Genomic DNA, 25,150 nt, shown 5'->3' on the forward strand with positions numbered 1-25,150 from the left:
ATGGATTATCTGATCGAAGGCCTGATCGCGGTGTTTCTCCTGGTCGGCAGCCTGTTTGCGCTGGTCGGGGCGATCGGCCTGTATCGCCTGCCGGACTTTTTCATGCGCTTGCATGGGCCGACCAAAGCAACCACCTTGGGTGTCGGCGGCATGGTCATCGCTTCCCTGATCTTCTTCAGCACGCGCGGCGACGGCCTGAGCATGCATGAGCTGCTGATCACCCTGTTCCTGTTCATCACCGCGCCGGTCAGCGCCCATATGCTGGCCAAAGCCGCGATGCAGCAGAAGCTGCCCATGAGCGAGCAGACCCGCGGCAAACCCTGGGACCAATAACTCCCTTGTGCGGCGCATCTGCCGCGCAGGCGTCGACGCTCGCGGTCGACTGAGCTGCACAGTTCGTGCAGCCGACTGTATCTGGTGCTGCTCCCTGGGCCTCCCTACACTCGAGGTTTGACGGGAGTGGCATATGCACGGGCAGGGCAGGCGGGTGGCAGTGATCTGCCTGATGGTGGCGATGGCGCTGTGGGGCAGCTCCTTCATCGCGCTGAAACTGGCCTTTACCGAAGTGCCGCCGATGTGGGTGATCTGCGGGCGCATGCTGTTCGGCAGCGCGGTGTTTCTGCTGGCATGGCGGTGGCGGGGGCATGTCGAATACCGCACCGGTGACTGGAAATACCTGCTGGGGATGGCCGCCTGCGAGCCCTGCCTGTATTTCATCTTCGAGGCCCTGGCGCTGCAACACACCAGCGCCTCGCAAGCAGGGATGATCACCGCGTTGCTACCGCTGCTGGTCGCCGTGGGCGCATTCACCTTTCTGCATGAGCGGATCAGCCGCACCACCCTGGCCGGTTTCGTGATTGCGGTCATCGGTGCGGTATGGCTGAGCCTGGCCAGCGACGCCGATATCCATGCGAGCAATCCCTTGCTCGGCAACTTCTACGAGTTCCTCGCGATGCTCTGCGCGATGGGCTACACCCTGTTGCTCAAACACCTGTCCGAACGCTATTCGGCGTTTTTCCTCACGGCCATGGTGGCCTTTATGGGCAGCCTGTTTTTCCTGCCCCTGGCAATGTTCAGCGCGCCGATACCGCGCGAGATCAGCGCACTGGGGCTGGGTGCAGTGGCATACCTGGGAGTGGTGGTCACCGTCATTGCCTATGGCCTCTACAATTTCGGCGTGAGCCGCCTGCCGGCCAGCCAGGCGACCGGCTTTATCAACCTGATTCCGGTGTTCACCCTGCTGCTGGCGGTGCTGGTGTTGGGCGAAAGCCTGAATGCCATGCAGCTGCTGGCCGTGGCGACGGTTTTCGCCGGTGTCGCCCTGAGCCAGTGGCGCACTGCGCCGCCGCTGCCGGCCGGCGTGCTGGATTGATCGCAGCCGATTTGCCAGCACCGCGCATGGTTTTATCTGGAGTTCGTCATGACCGATACGCGCACTTGGGCCAGCGAAGCGATCCGCATCATCGAGGCGGATTTCCAGCGCAGCGCCGATACCCACCTGATTCCCCTCGATCTGCCGGGCCTGCCGGGCGTCGAGCTGTACTTCAAGGACGAATCCAGCCATCCCACCGGTAGCCTCAAGCACCGGCTGGCCCGCTCGCTGTTTCTCTATGCGCTGTGCAATGGCTGGCTGAAGCCCGATGCGCCGGTGATCGAGGCCTCCAGTGGCTCCACGGCAATTTCCGAAGCCTATTTCGCGCGCCTGCTGGGGCTGCGGTTTATCGCGGTGATGCCGGCTTCCACCTCGAAGGAAAAGATCACGCAGATCGCCTTCTATGGCGGCGAAAGCCATCTGGTAAGCGACCCGACGCAGATCTACGCCGAGTCCGAGCGGCTGGCGCGGGAGAGCGGTGGGCATTTCATGGACCAGTTCACCTACGCCGAGCGGGCGACTGATTGGCGCGCCAACAACAACATCGCCGAGTCGATCTTCCAGCAGCTGCGCAGCGAGCGTTTCCCGGAACCGAGCTGGCTGGTGTCGAGCCCCGGTACCGGCGGCACCCTGGCGACCCTGGGCCGTTACGTGCGCTACCGGCGCCATTGCACCCAGGTGCTCTGCGCCGATGCGGAACGCTCGGTGTTCTTCGATTACTACCGCAGCGGTGATGCCAGCCTGACCCTGGATTGCGGCTCGCGCATCGAGGGTATTGGCCGACCTCGGGTCGAAGCGTCGTTCCTACCGTCGGTGGTCGACGCCATGTGCAAAGTGCCGGATGCGTCGTCGCTGGCGGCCATGCGTTACCTGGCGCAGCGCCTGGGCCGGCGCGTGGGTGGCTCCAGCGGGACCAATCTGATCGGCGCCTTGCTGGTGGCGCAGCGGATGGTCGCGTCGGGTGAATCGGGTTCGGTGGTGGCGATTCTCTGTGATGGCGGCGAGCGCTACGCCGGTAGCTATTACGACGACGCCTGGCTTGCCGCACAGGGCTTCGAGCTGGCGCCGCTGATCGAAGCAGTCGCCGCCTGCGCCGAGCAGGGCGTGGATCTGCCGGCGCTGCCCTGGGTCGGTGGCTGAATGGTCCGGGCGCGTGCTCCCCTAAACGTGGATTTGCGGCTATTCTGCCAAAACCCGTCGACAGCCCCGCACGCCGCCATTCGCCTCGCCTTTACTCCCGCATAGAGATCCTCGAAGTCATGCTCAGCAATATCCGCATCCAGACCAAACTCTACGCCGGCTTCGCCACCATCATCGCGCTGCTCGTGCTGTTGCTGCTGCTTGCCTACGACAACCTGCAAAACCTTACCAAGGCCAACGCCTTGGACCGGCACACGGCCGAGGTACTTCTGGAACAGGCCGTACTGGGCGAGACCGTGCTCGAGATCCGCAACAACGCCCGCAGCTACTGGTACACCGGCGAGACCGGTCCCGCCGAGGCCTTGCGGGGGCAATGGGACGCGGTGGCGCAGTCGCTGGCGCGGCTCAAGCAGTTGACCAGCGATAACCCGGATCAGCAGGCACGCCTGGATAAACTGCAAGTGCTGATCGCGGGCTGGAAGCAGCAGGTCATCCTGCCGCTGGTGGACAAGCGCCGCCTGGGCGGCCTATCGGCCGAAGCCATCCTTGAGGAGCCGAGCATCAAGCAAGGCGCCAGCGTCGTGGCGGCGATTCGCGACCTGCTGCAGGTGATCGGCGCCGATGAAGAGCGACTCTTGCAGGAACGCGCCGCCCAGACCGACGCCCTGCGTACTCGACTGGTCCTAGTGCTGGCCCTGGGTGGCCTGCTCTGCATCACCCTGGCGGCGCTGATCGCCAGCTTGCTGTCGCGGGCCATCCTGCGTCCGATCAACCTGTTGACCGGCGCGGTGATGCGCATTTCCGCCGGCGAGGCCTCGGCCCGCGCCCAGGTGCTAGGACAGGACGAACTGGGCCTGGTCACCCAGCAGTTCAACCAGATGGCCCAGACCATCGAAGACAACCGGATTCGCGAGCAGGCCGCCACCGATCTGCTGCGCCGCGAAGTCGACCTGCTGTTGGCCCTGGTCTCGCGGGCTGCGGCGGGGGACCTGACCGGCCGCGTCGAGGTGCACGGCGAGGATGCCATCGGCCAGCTGGGCGAGGGGCTCAATCGCATGCTGGGCGACTTGCGCAGCATGCTGCTCAAGGTCCAGCGCGCCGGTATCGCGGTGACCTCTTCGACCACCGAGATTGCCGCTTCTTCCCGTCAGCAGGAAGCCACCAGCATCGAGCAGGCGCAGACCAGTGTCGAGGTGCTGAGCACCACTCGCGAAATTTCGGCCAACGCCACGGCCCTGCTCAAGACCATGGAGGAGGCGGTGCAGGTTACCGACCAGACCACCGCCGGCGCCATGGACGCGCGCAGCAACCTGAAGAAGATGGACCAGACCATGCAACGCATGGTGCTGGCCACCGACTCGATCAATGCCAAGCTTGCCGCGCTGTCGGAGAAGGCCAGTCACATCAACAAGGTACTGACCACCATCACCAAGGTGGCCGACCAGACCAATCTGCTGTCGCTGAATGCCGCCATCGAGGCGGAAAAGGCCGGTGAGGCGGGCCGCGGGTTCTCCGTGGTGGCGGTGGAAATTCGCCGGCTGTCGGACCAGACCTCCATCGCCACCTGGGACATCGAACAGATGCTCAAGGACATGCATTCGGCGGTCTCGGCCAGCGTCATGGGCATGGACAAGTTCTCCGAGGAAATCCGCCGCAGCGTGGAGGAGGTCGGCGAAGTCAGCGATCAGCTGGGCGGGGTGATCGAGCAGGTGCAGAAGCTGCCCTCGCACATCGACCTGGTGCTCGAAGGCATGCAGTCCCAGGCGGTTGGCGCCTCGCAGATCGCTGAAACCATCATGCAGCTCAGCGACAGCACCCAGCAGACCAGCGAAGCGCTGAAAGCCACCAGCGAGGCGGTGATGGTTCTGCAACAGGCGGCCCAGGATCTGCAGAGCAGCGTCTCGACCTTTTCGGTCAATGCCTGACGCCATGCAGGTGCTGATCTTTCATATCGGCGCCGCGCGTTTCGGTCTGCCGACCGCCGAAGTGAGCCGGGTGCTGCCGATGCTCGCCTGCACCGCGATCCCCGGTGCGCCGGCCTGCGTCGCCGGCCTGGTGGAGCTGCACGGCCGTGCGGTACCGGTGGTCGACCTCGGCGTCATCCACGGGGCGGCCGCCGCAGCCGAACGGCAGAACACCCGGCTGCTGCTGGTGGACTACCCCGACGCCGATGGTCTGTCCCATCCCCTCGGCCTGCTGGCCGAGGGCGTGGTGGGGACTGCTCGCCTCGACCCGGCTGCGGTGCTGGACACAGGTGTAAGTCTGGCCGAGGCGCCGCAGCTGGGGCAGGTGGTCGCCACCGATCAGGGGCTGCTGCAACTGATCGTGCTGCAGGCATTGTTGCCGCCGGCGGTCCGTGCCCTGTTGTTCACCGCGCCCGCGGCCCCCGCGCCATGAAAGTCACTCTCGATCCGCGCATCGCCGCGCGCATCCGTGCGGTGGCTGGCCTGGACATGGCCGACAACTTGGTGCTGCGCGCCGTCCAGCGGCGTATCAGCGAGCTGGGCCTGAGCGGCATGACGGACTACAGCCGGTTGCTGCTAGGCAGTGCCGCTGAGCTGACCGAACTGATCGACCTGTTGGTGATCCCGGAGACCTGGTTCTTTCGCGACCCGGCTGCCTTCGCCCAGGCGGTTCAGGCGGTGCGCGGCATCAAGGGCCTTGGCCGACGCGCGCGCCTGTTGAGCCTGCCCTGTTCCACCGGCGAGGAGCCCTACAGCCTGGCCATGGCCCTGCTGGATGCGGGCGTGGGCGAGGCGGATTTCCAGGTCGAGGGCTGGGACATCAGCCTGCCGTCCCTGGCCCGTGCGCAACGGGCGGTCTACGGGCGCAACTCCTTTCGCGGCCAGGACCTGGCGTTTCGCGAGCGGCATTTCACCGCGGTGGAGGGCGGTCATGCACTGAGCGAGCGGGTGCGCCAGCGGGTGAGTTTCCACCAGCAGAATATCCTGCAGCTGGAGGCCGCGGTCCTGGCCGGCCAGTACGACCTAGTGTTCTGCCGCAACCTGCTGATCTATTTCGACCCGCCGACCCAGGGCCGGGCCATCGCCAATCTGCGGGCGCTGCTGAACGAGCAGGGGCTGCTATTCCCCGGTTTTGCCGAAATGAATACCTGCGCTCAGCACGGTTTTGTCGGCGCCGGCGGTGCCCAGCCAGCGGCCATGCGCAAGGCCAGCAGCCACGAAATCGGGCGTGAGCCCAAGGCGAGCCTGTCCAGAGTCCAAGTTCTGCCGCGTCCGCGTCAGGGCGACAGTGCCGGGCGCGGCGCGGCGTCGCTGCCGGCACGCCCCGCTCAGCCGGTACCGAGCAAGGCCTCGTCTGCAGCCCGCCCCGACAACCTGCTGCAACAGGCGCGTCAGCAGGCCGATGGCGGTCAACTCGCCGCGGCCCAGGCCAGCCTGCGCAGCTACCTGCAGCAGGCTCCGGAGTCGGCCGAGGCCTGGTTTCTGCTGGGTCTGCTGCTAGAAGGCGAGGCGCCGGTGGAAGCGACCCGGCTGCTGCGCCGCGCCGTCTACCTGGACCCCGCGCATTACCAAGCCCTCTGTCATCTGGCGTTGCTCTGCGAACAGCAGGGTGACGGCGCCCAGGCCGCGCAGTTGCGCGCCCGCGCCGGGCGAGTGCAGACGCGCGCCGACGCCGGCCGCGCCGATGCTGGCCGCGCCAAACCAAACGAGGGACGCTGACCATGCCAGCTGCCGTGGATTCACCCCGGATACTGCTCGACGACTGCTGGAACCGCATCGGCGTGCAGGGAGACCAGAGCTGCCCACGCCTGGGCCAGCACGGCCATTGCCGCCATTGCCAGGTGTATGCCGAGGCGGCCGCCACCCTGCGTGGCCAGGCACTGCCGGCCGGTGCCCGCGAGCACTGGGCGCAGGAGCATGCCCGGGCGCCCTCGGCTCGGGCGGACAGCACCCAGGCCGCCCTGGTCTTGCGCCTGGGCCGCGAATGGCTGGCCCTGCCGGCGGGGCTGCTGGTCGGCGCCGCCGAATCGGCGCGGCCGCACCGCATTCCCCATCGCAATGCCCCCATGCTGTTGGGCCTGGTCAATGTACGCGGTCGGCTCTACCCCTGTGTGTCCCTGGCAGTCGCCCTGAGCATTGCCCAGGAGCCGCCGCGGCCTTCCGGGACGGTGGGCGGCGAGCGTCGGGCCTTTGCGCGGTTATTGCTGGTGAGCCTGGGACGCCACACCTATGCCCTGCCGGTGGACGAGGTACGGGGCCTGCAGCGTTATGCCGCCACGGACCTGCAGGCCGCGCCGACCACCGTGTTGCAGCCTTTTCTGCAGGGGGTGCTGGCCCTGGACAATCTGCAGGTCGGCCTGCTGGCCACGCCGCCCCTGGAACGGCTATTGGCGGAGTGTCTGCGATGAGCGAGCCACCGCTGCGACCGCTGGCCGAGATGTCGCTGTTCGACCTGTTCCGCTCCGAAGTGCAGAGCAATGCCCAGGTGCTCAACGACGGCCTGCTGGCCCTGGACCGCGACCTGCAGGACCTGCGGGTGATCGAGCCGCTGATGCGCGCCGCTCACTCGATCAAGGGCGCGGCGAGCATTGTCAATCTACAGCCGGTGATCAAGCTGGCCCACGCCATGGAGGACTGCCTGGTGGCGGCCCAGGCCGGGCAGCGGCGCCTGAGCAACGCAAACATCGACCAGCTGCTGGCCGGGGTCGACCTGATGAGCCGCGCCGCGGCCTTGGATGAAGCCCTCTGCGGTCCCTGGCTGGCCGAAAATGCCGACGCGCTGGCCCAGGTGATCGGGGCCCTGGGCACCGCGCCGACGATGGCCGAGGCGCCGGCGCAGATGATCTCCGAGCCCGCGCCTGCGACAGCGGTCGCCTCGCCGGTTTCGGGCGCAGCATCGCCGATGCCTGCGGCTCAGGCCTTCAAGGTCGGGGCGCAGAATTTCGACCAGATCCTGGCCCTGGCCAGCGAGGCGCGGGTGATCGGGCACAGCCTGCATCCGCTGTTGCAGCGCGTGCAGGCCGCGGCCGCCGGTGGGGCGGCCAGCCTGGCCGAACGCCTGGAAGAGCTGGAGCAATTCGAGCGGCGTCTGCTGGGCGTCAGCCAGTCCCTGCTGGACGAGGTTCTGGCGGTGCGCATGCGCCCGTTCCGTGACGGTATCCAGGCTTTTCCGCGCCTGGTTCGTGACCTGGGCAGAAGCCTGGGCAAGGCCGCGCAGCTGCAGGTGGAGGGGGCGGATTGCCTGATCGATCGAGAAGTCCTCGGTCAGCTGGAAGGCGCGCTCAATCACCTGATCCGCAATGCCATGGACCATGGCCTGGAACTGCCGGACGCGCGCCGCGCTGCCGGCAAGCCGGCCGAAGGCAGCATTCGCCTGGAGGCGCGGCACCAGGCCGGGCTGCTGCATCTGCGAATCAGCGACGACGGCCAGGGCGTGGCACCGGAGCGTATTCGCCAGGCCGTGGTGCGCCGGCAGATGATTACTGCAGAAGTAGCGGCCGAACTGAGCGAGGCCGAGCTGCTGGAGTTCCTGCTGCTGCCGGCTTTCAGCCTCAAGGAACAGACCACCGAGCTGTCCGGCCGCGGGGTGGGCCTGGATGTCGTGGCCGATGCGGTGCGCGCCCTGGACGGTCGCGTGCTGCTGGAGTCCCAGCCGGGGCAGGGCTTCAGTACCACCCTGGTGCTGCCGGTCAGCCGCGCCATCGTGCGGGTGCTGGTGGTGGAGCTGGACGGCGAACCCTATGGCGTGCCCATCAGCCAGATCGAGCAGGTGCTGCACCTGGAGGTCGAGGCTGTTCACGTGCTTGAGGGCAAGCAGTTCTTCCTCAGCGGCGAAGCGCGCCTGGGCCTGGTGTCGGCCCGCCAGCTGCTGGGTCTGGGTGAGGCCCCCGCGCCGAGCGGTGCCTTACAGGTGCTGGTGATCGGCAAGGGCGCGCAGCGCTTCGGCCTGGTGGTCGATGCCCTTGGCAGCGAACAGAATCTGGCGCTCAAGCCCCTGGACGGGATTTTTGGCAAGCTGCGCGACATCGCCTCGGCGGCCTTGCTGGACGATGGCTCGCCGGTGCTGATCCTTGATGTCGCCGACCTACTGCTGGCCACCGCCAAGCTGCTGGGCGAGGGGCGGCTGCAACAGGTGGGTGGCGCGACCCGGGCCGCCGTGCGACAGACCAAGCGTGTGCTGGTGGTGGAGGATTCGCTCACGGTGCGCGAAATGGAGCGCAAGTTGCTGCTGGGCCGCGGCTATGCCGTGGAGGTGGCGGTGGACGGCATCGACGGCTGGAACGCGGTGCGCAGCGGCACCTTCGACCTGGTGATCAGCGATATAGACATGCCGCGCATGAACGGTCTGGAGCTGGTCGAGCTGATTCGCAAGGACCCGCGCCTGCATGCCCTGCCGGTGATGATCCTGTCCTACAAGGACCGTCCCGAAGACCGCGCCCGCGGGATGGAGGTCGGGGCCGATTACTACCTGACCAAGGGCAGTTTTCACGATGATGCCATGATCGATGCCGTCCACGACCTGATCGGTGATCCATGAAGATTGCAATCGCCAACGACCTGTTGATCGCCACCGAGGCTCTGCGCCGGCTGCTGGTTGAAGATGGCCGGCACCAGGTGCTGTGGGTGGCCCATGACGGCGAGCAGGCGGTCGCCCTGTGCCGTGAGCAACGCCCCGACCTGATTCTGATGGACCTGATCATGCCGCGGCTGGATGGCATCGAAGCCACGCGACAGATCATGCAGCACAGCCCTTGTGCCGTGTTGATCGTCACCGCCACGCCGGAGGACAGCACCGGCGCGGTGTTCCGCGCCATGGGCGCCGGCGCTCTGGACGTGACGGCAACCCCGGCCCTGGGCGGTGGCGAAGATGGCGGCGACCTGCTGCACAAGATCGCTACCCTAGAGCGCCTGGTGAGCGCCGGTCAGCGCCTGCAACGGCTGCCGTCCGTACCGGTCGATGGGGGCCAGCCAACTCTGTCGCGGGTAACTGGGGCGCGGCGTCTGGTGGCTATCGGCGCCTCCACCGGCGGACCCGCCGCCCTGGCCAAGGCGCTTGGCGACTGGCCAGTGGTGGCTGATACCGCTATGGTGCTGGTGCAGCACATCGACCGGCGTTTCGTCGAGGGCTTTGCCCGCTGGCTGGCCGAACAGGTGCAATGGCCGGTGCGGCTGGCGGAAGCCGCCACCTGCCCCCAGCCGGGCTGCATCCATATCGCCCGTGCCGATGACCATCTGGTGCTGACCGCCGAAGGCGCCTTCGCTTACCAGGCAGAGCCGCTGGATTACCCTTATCGGCCTTCGGTCGATGTGTTCTTTCACAGCCTGGCGCGGCATTGGCGTCAGCCGGTGATCGGAGTGCTGCTGACCGGCATGGGCGAGGACGGGGCGAGTGGACTGTTGGCCCTGCGGCGGGCCGGACACCCTACCGTAGCCCAGGATCAGGCCAGTTGCGCGGTCTACGGCATGCCTCGGGCGGCAGCCAGGCTGGAGGCGGCCGAGTGGGTGCTCAGCCCCACTGAAATCAATTTGAGATTGAAGTTATGGGCATCTGGTCCCCCTGGCCGAGGCCAGCCTCTGGCAAAATGATGTTTATTTACTAAATTTGTTCCCAGGGTTGCCGCGTTATAAGGGCTACCCTTCACTGAGTCAGCACGCAAGGGCGACGTTGTGATGTCCGAGACCCACAGCTTGCAGGATTTTCCCGGTACGACGCACAAGGTGCGGGTGTTGCTCGTTGATGATCAACTGATCATCGTCGAGGCCGTGCGGCGCATGCTGGCCGACCAGCCCGATATCGAACTGCATTATGTGCTAGAGGCCGCAGCTGCCATCCCCATGGCCCTGCAGCTCAAACCCACGGTGATTCTGCAGGACCTGGTGATGCCCTTTGCCGACGGTTTCGACACCGTCAGGCTGTTTCGCCAGCAGGTGGAACTCCAAGACATCCCGATCATCGTGCTGTCCTCAAAGGACGACCCCAGCGTCAAGGCCCAGGGCTTTGCAGTGGGGGCCAACGATTACCTGGTCAAACTGCCGGACAAGCTCGAACTGCTGGCGCGCATCCGTCATCACTCCTGCGCCTACATCCACCGCCTGCAACGGGACGAGGCCTTTGCCTTCCTGCGCGAGAGCCAGCGGCAGCTGGCCGAGGCCAATATCGAATTGCAGAAGCTGGTAGCCCTGGACGGCCTGACCGGCATTGCCAACCGGCGCTGCTTCGACCAGACCCTGGACGTCGAGTGGCAGCGCGCCATGCGCCATCAGCACAGCCTCTCCCTGCTGTTCTGCGACATCGACCACTTCAAGCTGTACAACGACACTCACGGTCACCTGAACGGCGACTTCAGCCTGAAGAAGGTCGCGGCTGTACTCACCGAGAACCTCAAGCGCCCGGCTGATCTGGCGGCCCGCTACGGCGGTGAAGAGTTCGTAGTGCTGCTGCCGCACACTGACCTGAATGGTGCCTTGCAGGTGGCCGAAAACTGCCGCCGCGGCGTCGAACACTTGTACTTGGAAAATCCCCAGGCACCCAGCGGTTTTGTCAGCCTGTCCATCGGCGTGGGTTGCTTGATTCCCCAGAAAGGCGACATCTGCGACAGCCTGATCGCCCTGACCGACCGCGAGCTGTACCGGGCCAAGGGCAACGGCCGCAACTGTGTGATGGCGGTGGAGTCCATGCAAAAACAGGCGCTTGGGTCTTAAAAGACGTCCATACCTGCCCGCGATCTTCCTGCCTTGATCGTTTCCACGGTCGAGCGTAGGAGCCTTCGGGGCGTCATACCCTTAATCGTCGCGAAGCCGTAAAGAACGCAGGCACGAGGCTCCCGGGGGCCGGGGTTTCGCCTGGCTTATCGCGTTGGTTTCATATCCCCAGCATGTTCCGCGCCACCGCCTCGGCCACGCGAATGCCATCCACGCCCGCGGAGAGAATCCCGCCGGCATAACCTGCGCCTTCACCGGCCGGATACAGGCCTTTGACATTCAGGCTCTGCATGTCTGCGCCACGGGTAATGCGCAGCGGCGACGAGGTACGGGTTTCGATGCCGGTCAGCACCGCGTCATGCAGGGCAAAGCCCTTGATCTGCTTGTCGAATGCCGGCAACGCTTCGCGAATTGCCTCGATGGCGAAATCCGGCAGCGCCTGGGCCAGGTCACCCAGTTTAATACCCGGTTTGTAAGAGGGCTCGACGCTGCCCAGCGCAGTGGACGGTTTGCCAGCGATAAAATCCCCGACCAGTTGCCCTGGCGCCTCGTAGGTGCTGCCGCCGAGCAGATAGGCCTGGGATTCCAGACGCTCCTGCAATTCGACGCCCGCCAGCGGGCCACCGGGGTAATCCTGCTCCGGGGTGATGCCGACGACGATACCGGCGTTAGCGTTGCGCTCGTTACGCGAGTACTGGCTCATGCCGTTGGTTACCACCCGATTCGGCTCGGAAGTGGCGGCAACCACGGTGCCGCCGGGGCACATGCAGAAGCTGTAGACCGAGCGGCCGTTTTTGGCGTGGTGCACGAGTTTGTAGTCGGCCGCGCCGAGCTTGGGGTGGCCCGCATATTTGCCCAGGCGCGCCTGGTCTATCAGCGATTGTGGGTGCTCGATACGAAAGCCCACCGAGAACGGTTTGGCTTCCATAAACACCTCGCGACTATGCAGCATGCGGAAGGTATCGCGCGAGCTGTGGCCAAGGGCGAGCACCACATGTCGGCTGAGCAACTGCTCGCCGCTGTCCAGCACCACGCCCTTGAGCTGGTCGCCTTCGATCAGCACATCGCTGACCCGTTGCTGGAAGCGCACTTCACCACCCAGCGCCTTGATTTCCTCGCGCATGGTCGCGACCACGCCGGTCAGGCGAAAGGTGCCGATATGCGGCTTGCTGACGTAGAGAATTTCTTCCGGCGCGCCGGCCTTGACGAACTCCTGCAGCACCTTGCGGCCGAGGTGCTTGGGGTCCTTGATCTGGCTGTACAGCTTGCCGTCGGAGAAGGTGCCGGCACCGCCTTCGCCAAACTGCACGTTGGACTCGGGGTTGAGCACGTTCTTGCGCCACAGGCCCCAAGTGTCCTTGGTGCGCTGGCGCACTTCGGTGCCGCGTTCCAGCACGATGGGCCGTAAGCCCGCCTGGGCGAGAATCAGCGCGGCAAAGATGCCGCACGGGCCGAAGCCGACCACCAGCGGGCGCTCTTCGATGGCTTCCGCGGCGGTGCCCACAGGTTTGTAAGTGGTATCGGGCGCGACGCCGACATGACGGTCATCGGCGAAGCGGGCCAGCAAGGCGGCCTCATCGCGCAGCACGCAGTCGATGGTGTAGATGAAGTGCAGTTCGCTGGATTTCTTGCGCGCGTCGTAGCTGCGCTTGAACAGGGTGAAGTCGAGCAACTGGTCGTCAGCAATGCCGAGGCGTTGGACGATGGCGGGGCGCAGCGCCTCGTCTGGATAATCGAGCGGCAGCTTGAGTTCGGTAATGCGTAGCATGGGGCAGTCCAGGGTAAGGGCCGGAGGCAACCCGGCAGCTTTCGAGGGCGCCGATTATACGCGAGCCAACCGCCCGTTAACCGCCCGCCAGCAACCCTTTATCGCACGCCGCCATCCACCAGCAGCTCAGGCTTTACCCAGGCCAGCAGCACATCCAGCATGCGATTGGCGAAACCCCATTCGTTGTCGTACCAGGCGAGCACCTTTACCAGATCGCCCTGCACGCGAGTGTGGTTGAGGTCCACCACGCAGGACGCAGGGTAACCATTGAAGTCGCTGGACACCAGCGGCAGATCGTTGCACTCCATCACCCCCAACGGCAGCTGCAGTGCACCGTGCTGGAGGATGGCGTTGATCGCCTCGCGGCTGCTCGGTCGCTCGGCGGTGAACGTCAGGTCGAGCAGCGATACATTGGGCGTCGGCACCCGCACCGACAACCCATCCAGGCGACCGGCCAGCTCGGGCAGCACCAGGCCGATGGCCTTGGCCGCACCGGTGCTGCTGGGAATCATCGACAGGGCTGCCGCACGGGCGCGGTACAAGTCGCTGTGGGTCTTGTCGAGCAGGTTCTGATCGTTGGTGTAGGCGTGCACGGTATTGATCAGGCCATGCTGAATGCCCACGGTTTCATGCAGTACCTTGGCCAGCGGCGCCAGGCAATTGGTGGTGCACGACGCGTTGGAAACGATCTGCTGGTTATCCAGCAGCTCATGGTTGACCCCATACACCACCGTCAGGTCGGCGTTTTCCAGCGGGTGCGACACCAGCACCCGGGGCGCGCCGGCGGCAAGGTGCTGCTCGATCTGCAAGCGCTGCTTGAGGTGGCCGGAACATTCCAGCACCACGTCGACGGCGTGCTGCTTCCACGGCAGGTTGGCTACCTGGGACTCGCGCAGCAGGTAGATCGACTGGCCATTTACCTGAAGGATGTCGTCGTGCACGGCCACCTGTTTGGCAAAGCGGCCAAAGGTCGAATCGAAGCGGGTGAGGTGGGTAAGAGTTGCGGGATCGCCCAAGTCGTTGATCGCCGTGAGGTGTATCTGTTGCTCAAGTCCGCGTTCGAACAGCGCGCGCAGCACCGCGCGGCCGATACGTCCATAACCATTGATGGCGATACGCAGCATAAAAGGCGCTCCCGCGTGCTGTAGGTGGAATGCTTTTCAGCTTAGATGAGCCGTGCGATACGCAGCGGCCCGCATTCGCCCGCAAGTTCATTCGCGGCGGTGACTTTCAGCTGAGTCCTGAATTTAGGAGCCCGAGCGCGGGCGCATAGTTCAAGCGAGGAATCGCCGTCGAGCGGACGGGCGTCGTAACGCCAATCCGCTCGACGCGGCTTTGTAGGAGCGAAGGCGCCAGCTAGTTGTTACGGGCGCCACCGAAATAGGCGCAGCCGCGCATGATCTGACCGTCGACGCGCAGCTCGGCTGTAAGGTGAGAAACCGCGCCGCTCATGCTGTCGATGCAGCGCTGCGGCGCGACCCATAATTCCAGGCGCTGGCCATTGGCTTCGCTGGTCAGGTTGAAGCGCCCGTCCGGCAGTTGTTCTTCAAGATACGGCCAGGCCTGCGGCTGCTGGTCCATCCGGTTGAGTACCAGCCCCTTGGTGTTGACGATCACACTCCAATCCGGCTCATGGCCGCTGGCGCTCAGGGTGCTGCGTCTGAAATTCGGGTCATCACAGCCGCGGCCCTCGGCCTGCAAGCGATACACCTGGCTCAGGGTCAGTTGGCCATCCATGCCGGTCTGGTCATTTGCCTCAAGATGACCGCGCACGTCGGCAAACAGTGGCCCGGCGTTGTCGCGCAACAGCTGCGTACCGTCCTGGAAAATGCCGGTGGCGCCATCGCTGTTGATCAAAAAGCGCCGCTGCTCCTGGCAAGGTCGGAACACCAACTGGCCCGCATCGAGGCTCAGCTCGCCCTGCGTGCGGGTGTGATTGGCGGTTGGGTCGGCCGGTTTTTCGGTGAATACCTGGCAACTGGCGAACAGCGGCAACAGGGCGAACAGCAGGGTACGGCTGGCGGACATCGGAGCTCTCCTGACAAGAGCGGCCACGTTACCGAGCCGCCGGGTCGATCACAAGAACAACCCAGGGCTGCGCGTTGATCACTCGGCGGCGAAGCGCTGCTTACCGTGAAGAGTCAGGCTTGAACCAGAACTCGATCTCGTCGGTTTCCTCGGCGAACTCGGCCGCGTGTTCCTGTTGAGCGGGCACCTCATACCAGTCGCCCACGCCGTAGCGTTCGGTGGTGCCGTTGCGGTGCAGAATCAGCTCGCCGCGAATGATGACCCCATGGTTATCGGTGTCATGCCGGTGGGCGGGAATCGAAGTCCCGGCTGGATAAGAGGCAAACAGAACATCGCCCGCCTGCGCCGCCAGTTTGTAGGCGTCAAACCGGCCATCGAACAACGGCAGGGCGCGAATTCGATCAGGGTATTTTCCAGGCATTGCAGAAACTCCTCGTCATGAACCCGACGTTGCCGCCGGTTTGGCCAAGCTGGTGACCACCAGATAAAGCAGCGGCCCGACCGAAACGAACACGGCCGTTAGCAGAAGGTAGGGGACCACGGACGCAAATGATTTGCCGCGCGCCTTGTTGTCCCGATACATCCACGCACCGGCCAATACGGCGAGGATATAAAGATCGATCACCACTTGCGCGGTATCGGGGCGCGACATCAATTGCAAGCCAAACTGGACAAGCGACTGCTCAGCCTGTGCCATCACCACCAGCGTGAACAGGCTGAACGCGATCAGAACGATTAAAGGTAATGCGGCTTTTTTCATGAAGGCCTTCCGTGGGATGGTTAGCGGTGGCTACTGTCGCGCACTATAGTAACCGTGGCTAACGTTTGGTTAAGGGGCGGGCTTTAGCCCGTCCCAGTGAGCGAAGCGAACGGTTTGAGCCAGTTGTTAGGGGAACTCAACGCAGAGGTATTTTGTTGTAAATATTTGGGTCTTCTAAGCATTTCTTTAATAGCAGTTGTTCCCCGCCGTACACCTCTAATATTTCTGACCTCTCCTTGTTTGTTTTGACATTAAGGCAAACACATGAGAAGCCATAATTTCCATTTGTACGGACAAATTCATTCTCGTCAATGGCGGGCATTTTCTCTATTGAGTCCTCATTGATAAACCCTTTACCTTGTATTGATAGCGTCCACTCTGATTCGCTATCGATTAACCATAGGTTTGCTGGCGTGGGATTTTCTAGCCAGCCACAGCGTTTTTCGGCTGACATGGCGCTGAGAGGTAGTGCGAGAAGTAAGATTGAGAGTACTCGGTGCAATTTAGTGTTTTCCCTAACGACTAAGCTAAGGGGCGGGCTTTAGCCCGTCCCAGCGAACGGAGTGAGCGATTTGAGCGCATAGTTAGGTGTTTACTCATAAATTTTCCCGCAGTAAAGAAAAACAGCAAATTGCTTCCACGGATTTGATAGAGAAAGACCTTGAGTTAGACCGAAGTCACTAGCCTCAGCCCATGCGATTGCACTTTCAAGAAAAGACTCGATGGTGGTGTTTTCCCAGCCATTAGCATCGGTGCCATATGGGGAGCTCGGATTTACCTTTTCCTGTAAAACGGATGCAGCACGATCTGCTGCTAGTGCGCGCGCAAAGACCAAAAAGCTTTCAATGTCTTTGACGTCCTCAAGTAGTTTGCTTACGTCCATTGTTTAGCACCTAACGATTAAGCTAACGGGCGAGCAAAAGCGTAGCTTTTGCGAGTCCAGCGAACGAAGTGAGCGGCAGTTGAGCGCATTGTTAGGCGCCTGCTTTATTGTTTGACTGCTTGAAAGCCTTGACGCTGAAGTACAGCAGGCTAATAGAAGTGATGCCGGTTAGGATCCAAAGTACAGATGCAAATGCTGCCCACCGGCAACGCAGATTTTCGTGAAAAAATGAAAATTGTGCGTTGCACTCGATTGCTGCAAGGCTGCTAGAGGAAAACACCCAAAGTAGGCAGTACCAAGAGGCTAGAAAGGCCAGCACTGACAGTGCTAACAGAATGATTCCCTTCGTCACGGCGTACTCCTAACTATTGGTGCCTAACGATTAAGCTAAGGGGCGGGCTTTAGCCCGTCCCAGCGAACGAAGTGAGCGCTTTGAGCGCATTGTTAGAGCCTTTGCTCGGCGTCTATTGATGTGACTCTAAAAATGATTATGAGGGTCGCTACGAACAGTGCAAGCAGAAGAAGGTAATTTGTGGTAATTCGCTCTGCTTTTTCTTCAGGAGCGGTGCACTGTGAGTTGTGTGGCGAACTTGGAGAGTACGTGATTTCAATTGGGTCTCCAAATTTTGCATTTTCACATGGGGTGATGCATGTGCCGGAACCGCCAAAAGCCTTGCCGTTTACCGTGAATGTGTACAGTAATTCCCCGTGATTACTGCACTGCTTGCTTGTTATCTTTGCTGGTGCGCTGACTCCGTACTCTATTAGTTCGTTAAGTTTTTTATATGAAGAGTGGTTTATCAACCCCCAAAATCCCAGGAATGAGAATGCGAGTAAAGATAGAACGATCCTCGCAGGAGTTGGCGATATGCTTTTGTTCACGGCTGTGCTCTAACGTTTGGTTAAGGGGCCGGCTTTAGCCGGTCCCGAGTGAGCGAAGCGAACGACTTGAACCACTAGTTAGGTTTAGCTTACACAAACCATGTGACTGCACCGGCGACACAAATGATCGGAACGGACGCAATAACCAAAAACAGGCCAAGACAACCTGAATTGGATGAAGAATAAGAGCTTCGGCTTTCTTGTTGCTCTTTAGGTTGTTCGCGCAGCCATGCCTGGTGACAGGATTTGCAATATAACCTATTCAGCCCTCTATTCCAGGCAAGCACTGTTCTCTCGTCGTGACTGGAGACCGCTCGGCACTTTGAGCATGAGAACAATTTATTCGCAGGCTGCTTCTTTCTGCTTGATATGAAAAACATAACTAGTAGAAAAATTGCGCCAGGCACCAAGGCTGATTCTGGTGCGCCTGTTTTTATGAACAGACCTAAAGATATAGCAATAAGTACAGCCAGAGCAAAGTAAGAAAAATAATCTAGCGCATCTTTCTTGACGGGCTCTGTGATTATTCTTTTAGAGTTTCCTGAGTTGGAAAGTGATACACCTTCAAGCAGCACATGCGTTGCTTTGAGGCGACCGTGAGAGTCCTTGGCTACTTCAAAAATGACGATGTCACCAACTTCAGGCTTGCGAATTGCCTTTTTGACGCTTGAGATGTGGAAGAAAACCTGTTCGTTTTCACCCTCAGGACTGATGAAGCCGAAGCCTTTATCATCCTTCCATGAAATTATTTTCCCTTTCATTCTTGTGGAGCTCTCATTTTTAATGGCGTACCTAACGTTTGGTTAAGGGGCGGGCTTTAGCCCGTCCCAGTGAGCGAAGCGAACGGTTTGAACCAATTGTTATGCGCGCTGCCAGGTATGCCTATTTAGCAAGGCGTAAATTAGATAATAGAATAACAAAAACGATGATGCATCTAAAATGTATAGCGATGCTTGCTGGCTGGCAGAGTCTAAAAGATATGCCCCATATGGTGGATTTACTTCATAGACTCTTTGCGCTGCGTAGAAGGCCCCTGCAGACATGCTAGCTGGATAAACTAATGACGCGTAAGCAACTGCTCTAGAATTACCGATTAGTTTGGCGGCAAGATTGGATATTAACGCAACAATGATTAAAGGAGGTGCTGATATTGAGAAAGCTAGAGTCCACCAGTGAAGTGAGCGAGATGCGATGTCTTTTGCATAAATAAATTCAGTTATATTTCTGAGGGGTTTATTGGCTGCAACTGCATTTCCAATGAATTGCTCAATCTGGCTAGGCATTAAGGAATTAGCATGAATTACGGCCCAACCAACTGCGATGCCGAGAATAATGCTGGCTAGAGCTTTCATGTGGTTGCCTTTAGCGCATAACGTTTGGTTAAGGGGCGGGCTTTAGCCCGTCCCAGTGAGCGAAGCGAACGGTTTGAACCAATTGTTATGCTTTGCGCCATAGCTAGAACCAATGTTTTTTCATGGTAGAAAGAAATTCGCGGCTAATCTGAAAGCCAGAAGCAGACCCGATTACCGAATCGATGCCGCAGCTGGGGCATAAAGCCGTATCACCATCATCGATCCAATCTTCGATGTTTTTGTAGTCGAAGATATCAAGGCAATAAAAGCAGCCGCAAGTCGCGCTATCTCTGAGCTCGCCGCGATGCCGAATGGAATGCTTGTGGGCTTCTTTTATTTCAGCTGAGTCAAACATGCTTGGCATAACTTCGTTGGGTTTAGGCATAACGTTTGGTTAAGGGGCGGGCTTTAGCCCGTCCCAGTGAGCGAAGCGAACGATTTGAACCATTTGTTAAGTGTTTTGCACGCTTTGGCCTGCGAACTGTGACGCCTCTTTGCTTAAGCCGCCACCTACGACAATGGCAGCGCTTAAAATCACACAATTTTTAATTATGTATTGACCTTCAAGTGTGAGTGCGTAAGGGAATTTGATGAAGCACACTTCTGGCAGCATAAATAGAGGTAGTACGGTTCCGAATAACTGCAAAAATAGCAAGGTTAAGGCAACCCTCAACAGAGGCTTGATGAGAAGGCAAATACCAATGGCAATTTCCCATATTCCCAGTATGGGTATAAATATATCTGAAGGGAGCCAGGTTATTGTGTTTGTCACTAGGTCGTTCACTGGGCTTAAGCCGAGTGGCTTTAGGGCGCCAAGCCATATGAATATGATCGACAAGGAGTACTTTAGTAGGGTTTGACCATGTTGGTGCATCCATTCCGCAGCAATTTTGTCGCATCTTCCGAAGGTAAAACTTCCTACTTTGAATTCCATGATTTCTTCCTGAAGACACTTAACGTTTGGTTAAGGGGCGGGCGCCAGCCCGTCCCAGTGAGCAGAGCGAACGGTTTGAACCTATTGTTATGTGTGAGTACATAGGCTGCTAATGCTCGCTGTTTGCTTTTTAATGTCTCCTACCGGATTGAAGACGTACGCTGCTAATTGCAGTTCAATAGTTTCACGGTTTTGTTGGAATAACGTACGCGCAAATTCAGGAACAATAGGGCTATTCATGTATCGTGCAATGTATTTCATTTTGTCTACATTGCTTTGAGTCGGAATGCTTTGGCCATATTCATCGGCGATTCTTTCGACTTTAATCATTAGGTCAGTAGAGAACTCTAGGCACAGAGTAAGAATGTCTTGATTCGGAGCTTCAAAGCTAACAAATTTTCCTTTGTTATCAATTCTTTCTATATTGCTCGCAATGTAATACTTGCCGTCAGTGTAGGCGTTGATGATTTGCATGCCGTCATGTGTTATGGCATTTCTGCATTCCTTGAAAAATGTAGAGTGCCTTACTTCTGAAAAGTATGACCAAGCAATTTTCTGGCTTGTAGCTGTTTCTAAAGAGTCTTTCAGTGACTGGAATGTGTTAACGAAGGCATTGAAGGTGAAATTTATGTCTTCATCGCCTGTGTTGACAGGGTTGATTCCGGCTAAAAAATTGTTATTTACTAGATTGCAAATGTTTATAATTTTTCTTAGGAAATACTCATATTCTTCCAGCTTATTCTTTATGAAGCTGCCAACGACCATCTTATGGTGTGTTTCTTGTTCAGTCATCCGTTTAGGCTCTTCACATAACGATTAAGCTAAGGGGCCGGCTTCGCCGGTCCCAGCGAGTGAAGCGAGCGATTTGAGCGCATTGTTAGGCATATTTTCTGGGGAGACAGCTACTTGCGCAGCTAGCCACTGCCTGAACTCTTGCTCGGTGAGCGGATCAGTGGCATCACCCCATTCATTCCAGCGGCGGTAAATGACTGAAATCCACTCATTTGCCACCTGCTCAATGCCTGGATGCAAGTGCATAAACCGCGCAAAAGTGGCGCACTGGCTGGCATGACCGTGCAACTCTTGAATGCTGCATGAGCCAGCAAGATATCTCTTACCTGCATCAATCATGCGCCGGGCTTCAGCTAAGGGCTGATTCATATTTGTGCCTAACGTTTGGTTAAGGGGCGGGCTTTAGCCCGTCCCAGTGAGCGGAGCGAGCGATTTGAACCGCTTGTTAGCGGTGATACCACGTGGCATTTTTTGTTTTTCCTGCCGGCGTGTATTTTTTAAGAAGCTCAGCCATTTCTGCTAAATTTTCGTACCCTTCAAAGCGTAAGTTGCTGAAAGATTTAGTGTTTAGCAGAATTGATTTAACGCTTCCTTTAATACTCTGAATCCTCAAGTGTTCTATATCCGACAAAGGCATGCTAACAACGGCACCTTTGTGTGAGATGTCGATTTTGTTTTCAGACTCCATGATTGTCACGGTTGGGTAAGATGAATCATGATTTTTTATGCTTTTGTATGCATTAAGCAAATGCTTTATGAGTAGTAAGACAACAATTGCAGAAAGTATTTTGTGATACAGGCTTTCACTGGCCGTAAACACCCATATGGCGCCTGCGATTATGCCGACCACGAGTAATGTGGCGAGTACAGTTTTTCGTTTGCCGCTACGTTTGTATTTTTCGGATACGTGGAAATTCATATATACCGCTAACGTTTGGTTAAGGGGCGGGCTTTAGCCCGTCCCAGTGAGCGGAGCGAACGGTTTGAACCAGTTGTTAGGCCTTGGGTTCTGGCCAGAGTACATACATGTCTCCGTCGACGAATCCAATGCCGACACCTTTTGAGTTTCGGAGGACAGCAGAATTGTTGCCAGTGGTGATATATGAAGAGACTAGTCGTTTTAAATACTCAAGCCATTCTGGCCACTCGTCGCCAGCGCTCTCGAATGGAACTTCGAAAACTGCCTCTTCTGTCGAAAATGTTTCATTCCCAGGCCAATAATCAGTAACGCCTACAAATGAGTCGGTACCCATAAGCTGAACATGAACCGATTCAGACCCTTCGTAGAGGTTGAAATGGAATGCGGCGGTATTTTTCGGCAGAGCCTTACTCAGCACCTCATCAAGCCAAAGGAAGAAATCATTCTGAACTGCTGACGATGTTTTCATTGCGCTGGCCTAACGTTTGGTTAAGGGGCGGGCTTTAGCCCGTCCCAGTGAGCGAAGCGAACGGTTTGAACCAGTTGTTAGGTTCGGTTATGACTACGTGCATGAACAAGAAAGTTCAGGAAGGCCAGCCGATGCTTACAACTATTGCAGTATAAATCGCGACCAGCTTTAGGGTTCTCAACTTGGCTAATGACTCTTAATGGATAATCTGTTGAGGCGTTGTCAGGAAGGCCAAAGCGCCTAGGATGGTAGGACCCAAAATCTGAATCGCAAAAATCACAAAGTACTAGCTCACCGCCCCATAGCTCAAAAAGATAATATTCGTGCTCTCCATTTTCTAAGTCATCTAGCTCATTGGGTTCATGGCCACAATCATAACAAGGCGCTACGTCTACTTCTTGGAGAGGGTTTGCACAGATCGGGCACTGCATGGGTATGACCTAACGTTTGGTTAAGGGGCGGGCTTTAGCCCGTCCCAGTGAGCGGAGCGAGCGATTTGAACCATTTGTTAGGCGAAGTGCTCGCCTATGTATGGCTTGAGTAGTGCTGCTGCGTAGGTTAGGGATAATGCAATACACAGAATGATCGCAATAAATACCAGTGTAAGAAATTTGCTGCCGCCAAACCGCACATGCCACCACCATCGAAAATTGAGTAATCCGATAAGGATAAATGGCACAGTGGCTAGTGTAATTGCCACCCCGATTGCTGTTTTTGGCTCCGTAACGAGAAACGAAGAAAAGGTTAGCAATGCAACCATAATTGCTTTGTGGCGACGATCACTCTTCGAATTGTGTAACGGGATCGGTTTCATGTTTTGCCTAACGATTAAGCTAAGGGGCGGGCTTTAGCCCGTCCCAGCGAACGAAGTGAGCGATTTGAGCGCATTGTTAGAGGATTACTCTGCGCTTGCTTTTGTGATGTTAAATTCAAAGCCATTTACACCCCACGCAAAAATTAATTTTGCCGCCAAAGCACCAGAGAGAAAAATAGCCAGCAGATTTGCCAGAATAATTAATAGTATGGATATTTTTCCGAAATTTATGAGAAACATGCCGAGTGGGAGGTTCACAAAAAGCAATGGAATTATGCTGAATAAGAGTGTGAGCCCAAAAAGCTTTAGAACAAATTTGGCTGCGAACCCTAAGGTTGCCTCAGGCCGGTTTGTAGATTGTGTTTTTTCCATGGCTGACTTCCTTGTTGGGAAAATTCTCTAACGTTTGGTTAAGGGGCGGGCTTTAGCCCGTCCCAGTGAGCGAAGCGAGCGATTTGAACCAGTTGTTATGTTTTACGGAACACGGACTCGCGATGAAAATAAATGTACTTCTGATGTTCAGGCTTAAGGGCGACCACCATTGAAGAATTAATGCCTAAAATGCCTGGCTCTTGTAACAGTGGTGAAATTAATATTTTTCCGGCTTCATCAAAAGATATAAAGCCTGAGTCAAATGCTTTGTCGAGATTAGGCAGCAAGAGCAGACCATTGTAGGTATCAAGCCGTTCGGCATTCGTTGATGCGCTCCATGGTTTGATATGCGAGGCCACAAGCATTGAAAGGTCTTTGTAGCCAGTAATGGAGCAGCCGCCCCAAAGTGAAATTAATTTTTGACGGAAATTTCCCTGGCCAATTCTTGTTTTTAGTAACAGTAACTTTTCTGTATTTGAAATATTACTTTCCAGCAATATTGACTCGACATCAGATTCTATGTCTGAGTCAAATCCTTCCTGTAAGTATTCCGTGTACTTTTTTAATGCGCTGCTATACATGTGGTGGCCGCGATCATTCCGCTCCTGATAGGTTGGAGTGTTTTGCAAGCCAATAGCTATTTTTTCGAACTGACTATAACTCTGGATTGAAGTCAGTGGTCCATCCAGTAGTCCCTCTTGTACGGCCCACTCGGACATTGTGCCGCTGACAGCACCTTCGTATTTCTTTATTGAGGATTCCGATAGGCCCCGGAGTCTCATCCATTTCTCAAAGGTCACAACACAGCCCTGATTTGTAAAACATAACGTTTGGTTAAGGGGCGGGCTTTAGCCCGTCCCAGTGAGCGCAGCGAACGGTTTGAACCAGTTGTTATACGTGCTCACTGGATTTCTTTCTGTGGATGAGGCAGGAGCCAAAATATGCGACTAGTAAACCCATAATTAGCTGAGCTGAAATATTAAAATACCCAGCAATTTCAAGCTTTCTTACCACCTCAATAGTGATTTTCTCACGAGCAGATTGCGTTGCTAGGACATATTCTTTTGTCGGGATTTCTATGTCTTTGCTGTAGTTACTGAGTTGCATTATTTCAAGAGAATATGCCTTGTATGCATTCTTTGCCACGGAGCTAAAACCTGAATATGTAAACCATAACATTATCAATAATAGCGTTGTGGTTAGCTTCGTTTTTGTTGGGCTCAAAAATTTCACGTAAACATCCAGTGCGTATAACGACTAAGCTAAGGGGCGGGCTTTAGCCCGTCCCAGCGAACGGAGTGAGCGATTTGAGCGCATAGTTAGGTGTTTACTCATAAATTTTCCCGCAGTAAAGAAAAACAGCAAATTGCTTCCACGGATTTGATAGAGAAAGACCTTGAGTTAGACCGAAGTCACTAGCCTCAGCCCATGCGATTGCACTTTCAAGAAAAGACTCGATGGTGGTGTTTTCCCAGCCATTAGCATCGGTGCCATATGGGGAGCTCGGATTTACCTTTTCCTGTAAAACGGATGCAGCACGATCTGCTGCTAGTGCGCGCGCAAAGACCAAAAAGCTTTCAATGTCTTTGACGTCCTCAAGTAGTTTGCTTACGTCCATTGTTTAGCACCTAACGATTAAGCTAACGGGCGAGCAAAAGCGTAGCTTTTGCGAGTCCAGCGAACGAAGTGAGCGGCAGTTGAGCGCATTGTTAGGCGCCTGCTTTATTGTTTGACTGCTTGAAAGCCTTGACGCTGAAGTACAGCAGGCTAATAGAAGTGATGCCGGTTAGGATCCAAAGTACAGATGCAAATGCTGCCCACCGGCAACGCAGATTTTCGTGAAAAAATGAAAATTGTGCGTTGCACTCGATTGCTGCAAGGCTGCTAGAGGAAAACACCCAAAGTAGGCAGTACCAAGAGGCTAGAAAGGCCAGCACTGACAGTGCTAACAGAATGATTCCCTTCGTCACGGCGTACTCCTAACTATTGGTGCCTAACG

Annotated in this window: 32 protein-coding genes; 10 read left to right on the plus strand and 22 right to left on the minus strand. The window is 57.7% G+C overall.

The genetic code is table 11. The features are described 5' to 3' along the window. The 10 genes from ACX0MV_RS06795 to ACX0MV_RS06840 all read left to right on the plus strand — a co-directional run bounded on the left by ACX0MV_RS06795 (nt 1) and on the right by ACX0MV_RS06840 (nt 11,178). Nucleotides 1–333, plus strand: a complete 333-nt coding sequence (locus ACX0MV_RS06795) for a Na+/H+ antiporter subunit G (protein ID WP_458981702.1) — start codon at nt 1–3, stop codon at nt 331–333. 133 nt (nt 334–466) lie between these two features. After that, complete coding sequence (locus ACX0MV_RS06800; protein ID WP_458981703.1) at nt 467–1,372, plus strand: DMT family transporter; 906 nt, start codon at nt 467–469, stop codon at nt 1,370–1,372. A 48-nt stretch (nt 1,373–1,420) separates the two neighbouring features. After that, the gene (locus ACX0MV_RS06805; protein WP_458981704.1) at nt 1,421–2,512 is read left to right on the plus strand and encodes a PLP-dependent cysteine synthase family protein; all 1,092 of its coding nucleotides are present in this window, start codon (nt 1,421–1,423) and stop codon (nt 2,510–2,512) included. 119 nt (nt 2,513–2,631) lie between these two features. After that, entirely contained in the window at nt 2,632–4,437 is a 1,806-nt protein-coding gene (locus tag ACX0MV_RS06810; protein ID WP_458981705.1) for a methyl-accepting chemotaxis protein, read from the plus strand. Then, the gene (locus tag ACX0MV_RS06815) at nt 4,430–4,909 is read left to right on the plus strand and encodes a chemotaxis protein CheW (RefSeq protein WP_458981706.1); all 480 of its coding nucleotides are present in this window, start codon (nt 4,430–4,432) and stop codon (nt 4,907–4,909) included. The genes ACX0MV_RS06810 and ACX0MV_RS06815 overlap by 8 nt, the downstream gene beginning before the upstream one ends. Further along, nucleotides 4,906–6,195, plus strand: coding sequence for a CheR family methyltransferase (locus ACX0MV_RS06820; protein ID WP_458981707.1), 1,290 nt, complete (start codon nt 4,906–4,908; stop codon nt 6,193–6,195). Before ACX0MV_RS06815 ends, ACX0MV_RS06820 begins: the two co-directional genes overlap by 4 nt. 2 nt (nt 6,196–6,197) lie before the next feature. Further along, on the plus strand, nt 6,198–6,884 hold the full coding sequence (locus tag ACX0MV_RS06825) for a chemotaxis protein CheW (RefSeq protein WP_458981708.1): 687 nt from the start codon (nt 6,198–6,200) through the stop codon (nt 6,882–6,884). Continuing rightward, nucleotides 6,881–9,013, plus strand: a complete 2,133-nt coding sequence (locus ACX0MV_RS06830; RefSeq protein ID WP_458981709.1) for a hybrid sensor histidine kinase/response regulator — start codon at nt 6,881–6,883, stop codon at nt 9,011–9,013. Before ACX0MV_RS06825 ends, ACX0MV_RS06830 begins: the two co-directional genes overlap by 4 nt. Next, nucleotides 9,010–10,062, plus strand: a complete 1,053-nt coding sequence (gene cheB / locus ACX0MV_RS06835) for a chemotaxis-specific protein-glutamate methyltransferase CheB (protein ID WP_458981710.1) — start codon at nt 9,010–9,012, stop codon at nt 10,060–10,062. Before ACX0MV_RS06830 ends, cheB begins: the two co-directional genes overlap by 4 nt. An 84-nt stretch (nt 10,063–10,146) precedes the next feature. Then, nucleotides 10,147–11,178 carry a diguanylate cyclase gene (locus tag ACX0MV_RS06840; protein ID WP_458981711.1) on the plus strand — a complete coding sequence of 344 codons (1,032 nt, stop codon included), beginning with the start codon at nt 10,147–10,149 and terminating at the stop codon, nt 11,176–11,178. Nucleotides 11,179–11,338: 160 nt separating this feature from the next. On the opposite strand, the gene ACX0MV_RS06845 is transcribed toward ACX0MV_RS06840, so the two are convergent. The 22 genes from ACX0MV_RS06845 to ACX0MV_RS06950 all read right to left on the minus strand — a co-directional run bounded on the left by ACX0MV_RS06845 (nt 11,339) and on the right by ACX0MV_RS06950 (nt 25,121). Further along, nucleotides 11,339–12,946: an NAD(P)/FAD-dependent oxidoreductase gene (locus ACX0MV_RS06845; RefSeq protein WP_458981712.1), complete on the minus strand. Its 1,608-nt coding sequence runs from the start codon at nt 12,944–12,946 to the stop codon at nt 11,339–11,341. A gap of 98 nt (nt 12,947–13,044) precedes the next feature. Continuing rightward, nucleotides 13,045–14,070: a type I glyceraldehyde-3-phosphate dehydrogenase gene (gene gap / locus ACX0MV_RS06850; protein ID WP_458981713.1), complete on the minus strand. Its 1,026-nt coding sequence runs from the start codon at nt 14,068–14,070 to the stop codon at nt 13,045–13,047. Nucleotides 14,071–14,302: 232 nt separating this feature from the next. Beyond that, nucleotides 14,303–14,974, minus strand: coding sequence for a COG3650 family protein (locus ACX0MV_RS06855; protein WP_458981714.1), 672 nt, complete (start codon nt 14,972–14,974; stop codon nt 14,303–14,305). A 100-nt stretch (nt 14,975–15,074) separates the two neighbouring features. Then, on the minus strand, nt 15,075–15,395 hold the full coding sequence (locus ACX0MV_RS06860; RefSeq protein WP_458981715.1) for a cupin domain-containing protein: 321 nt from the start codon (nt 15,393–15,395) through the stop codon (nt 15,075–15,077). Nucleotides 15,396–15,410: 15 nt separating this feature from the next. After that, entirely contained in the window at nt 15,411–15,734 is a 324-nt protein-coding gene (locus ACX0MV_RS06865; protein WP_458981716.1) for an ABA4-like family protein, read from the minus strand. 136 nt (nt 15,735–15,870) lie between these two features. Continuing rightward, nucleotides 15,871–16,188 carry a DUF4087 domain-containing protein gene (locus ACX0MV_RS06870; RefSeq protein ID WP_458981783.1) on the minus strand — a complete coding sequence of 106 codons (318 nt, stop codon included), beginning with the start codon at nt 16,186–16,188 and terminating at the stop codon, nt 15,871–15,873. Nucleotides 16,189–16,326: 138 nt separating this feature from the next. Continuing rightward, entirely contained in the window at nt 16,327–16,617 is a 291-nt protein-coding gene (locus ACX0MV_RS06875; RefSeq protein WP_458981717.1) for a DUF7660 family protein, read from the minus strand. 91 nt (nt 16,618–16,708) lie between these two features. Beyond that, complete coding sequence (locus ACX0MV_RS06880; protein WP_458981718.1) at nt 16,709–16,969, minus strand: hypothetical protein; 261 nt, start codon at nt 16,967–16,969, stop codon at nt 16,709–16,711. Nucleotides 16,970–17,061: 92 nt separating this feature from the next. After that, nucleotides 17,062–17,499 carry a hypothetical protein gene (locus tag ACX0MV_RS06885; RefSeq protein WP_458981719.1) on the minus strand — a complete coding sequence of 146 codons (438 nt, stop codon included), beginning with the start codon at nt 17,497–17,499 and terminating at the stop codon, nt 17,062–17,064. A gap of 89 nt (nt 17,500–17,588) precedes the next feature. Beyond that, the gene (locus ACX0MV_RS06890; RefSeq protein ID WP_458981720.1) at nt 17,589–18,260 is read right to left on the minus strand and encodes a cold shock domain-containing protein; all 672 of its coding nucleotides are present in this window, start codon (nt 18,258–18,260) and stop codon (nt 17,589–17,591) included. Nucleotides 18,261–18,359: 99 nt separating this feature from the next. Next, the gene (locus ACX0MV_RS06895) at nt 18,360–18,851 is read right to left on the minus strand and encodes a hypothetical protein (RefSeq protein ID WP_458981721.1); all 492 of its coding nucleotides are present in this window, start codon (nt 18,849–18,851) and stop codon (nt 18,360–18,362) included. Between the two features lie 103 nt (nt 18,852–18,954). Continuing rightward, a complete protein-coding gene (locus ACX0MV_RS06900) occupies nt 18,955–19,236 on the minus strand; it encodes a cytoplasmic protein (RefSeq protein WP_458981722.1) in 282 nt (93 codons plus the stop codon). A 66-nt stretch (nt 19,237–19,302) separates the two neighbouring features. Further along, nucleotides 19,303–19,785 carry a hypothetical protein gene (locus ACX0MV_RS06905; protein ID WP_458981723.1) on the minus strand — a complete coding sequence of 161 codons (483 nt, stop codon included), beginning with the start codon at nt 19,783–19,785 and terminating at the stop codon, nt 19,303–19,305. Nucleotides 19,786–19,872: 87 nt separating this feature from the next. Continuing rightward, a complete protein-coding gene (locus ACX0MV_RS06910; RefSeq protein WP_458981724.1) occupies nt 19,873–20,577 on the minus strand; it encodes a hypothetical protein in 705 nt (234 codons plus the stop codon). A gap of 24 nt (nt 20,578–20,601) precedes the next feature. Beyond that, the gene (locus ACX0MV_RS06915; protein WP_458981725.1) at nt 20,602–20,946 is read right to left on the minus strand and encodes a hypothetical protein; all 345 of its coding nucleotides are present in this window, start codon (nt 20,944–20,946) and stop codon (nt 20,602–20,604) included. Nucleotides 20,947–21,022: 76 nt separating this feature from the next. Next, a complete protein-coding gene (locus ACX0MV_RS06920; protein ID WP_458981726.1) occupies nt 21,023–21,496 on the minus strand; it encodes a hypothetical protein in 474 nt (157 codons plus the stop codon). A gap of 76 nt (nt 21,497–21,572) precedes the next feature. After that, complete coding sequence (locus ACX0MV_RS06925; protein WP_458981727.1) at nt 21,573–21,965, minus strand: hypothetical protein; 393 nt, start codon at nt 21,963–21,965, stop codon at nt 21,573–21,575. An 898-nt stretch (nt 21,966–22,863) separates the two neighbouring features. Continuing rightward, nucleotides 22,864–23,151 carry a hypothetical protein gene (locus ACX0MV_RS06930; protein ID WP_458981728.1) on the minus strand — a complete coding sequence of 96 codons (288 nt, stop codon included), beginning with the start codon at nt 23,149–23,151 and terminating at the stop codon, nt 22,864–22,866. Nucleotides 23,152–23,246: 95 nt separating this feature from the next. After that, entirely contained in the window at nt 23,247–23,951 is a 705-nt protein-coding gene (locus ACX0MV_RS06935; protein WP_458981729.1) for an HNH endonuclease, read from the minus strand. Nucleotides 23,952–24,042: 91 nt separating this feature from the next. Further along, the gene (locus tag ACX0MV_RS06940) at nt 24,043–24,384 is read right to left on the minus strand and encodes a hypothetical protein (protein WP_458981730.1); all 342 of its coding nucleotides are present in this window, start codon (nt 24,382–24,384) and stop codon (nt 24,043–24,045) included. A gap of 94 nt (nt 24,385–24,478) precedes the next feature. Then, the gene (locus tag ACX0MV_RS06945; RefSeq protein ID WP_458981717.1) at nt 24,479–24,769 is read right to left on the minus strand and encodes a DUF7660 family protein; all 291 of its coding nucleotides are present in this window, start codon (nt 24,767–24,769) and stop codon (nt 24,479–24,481) included. Nucleotides 24,770–24,860: 91 nt separating this feature from the next. Further along, the gene (locus tag ACX0MV_RS06950) at nt 24,861–25,121 is read right to left on the minus strand and encodes a hypothetical protein (protein ID WP_458981718.1); all 261 of its coding nucleotides are present in this window, start codon (nt 25,119–25,121) and stop codon (nt 24,861–24,863) included. Nucleotides 25,122–25,150: the final 29 nt, after the last annotated feature.

Source organism: Pseudomonas cistanchae, assembly GCF_054483635.1.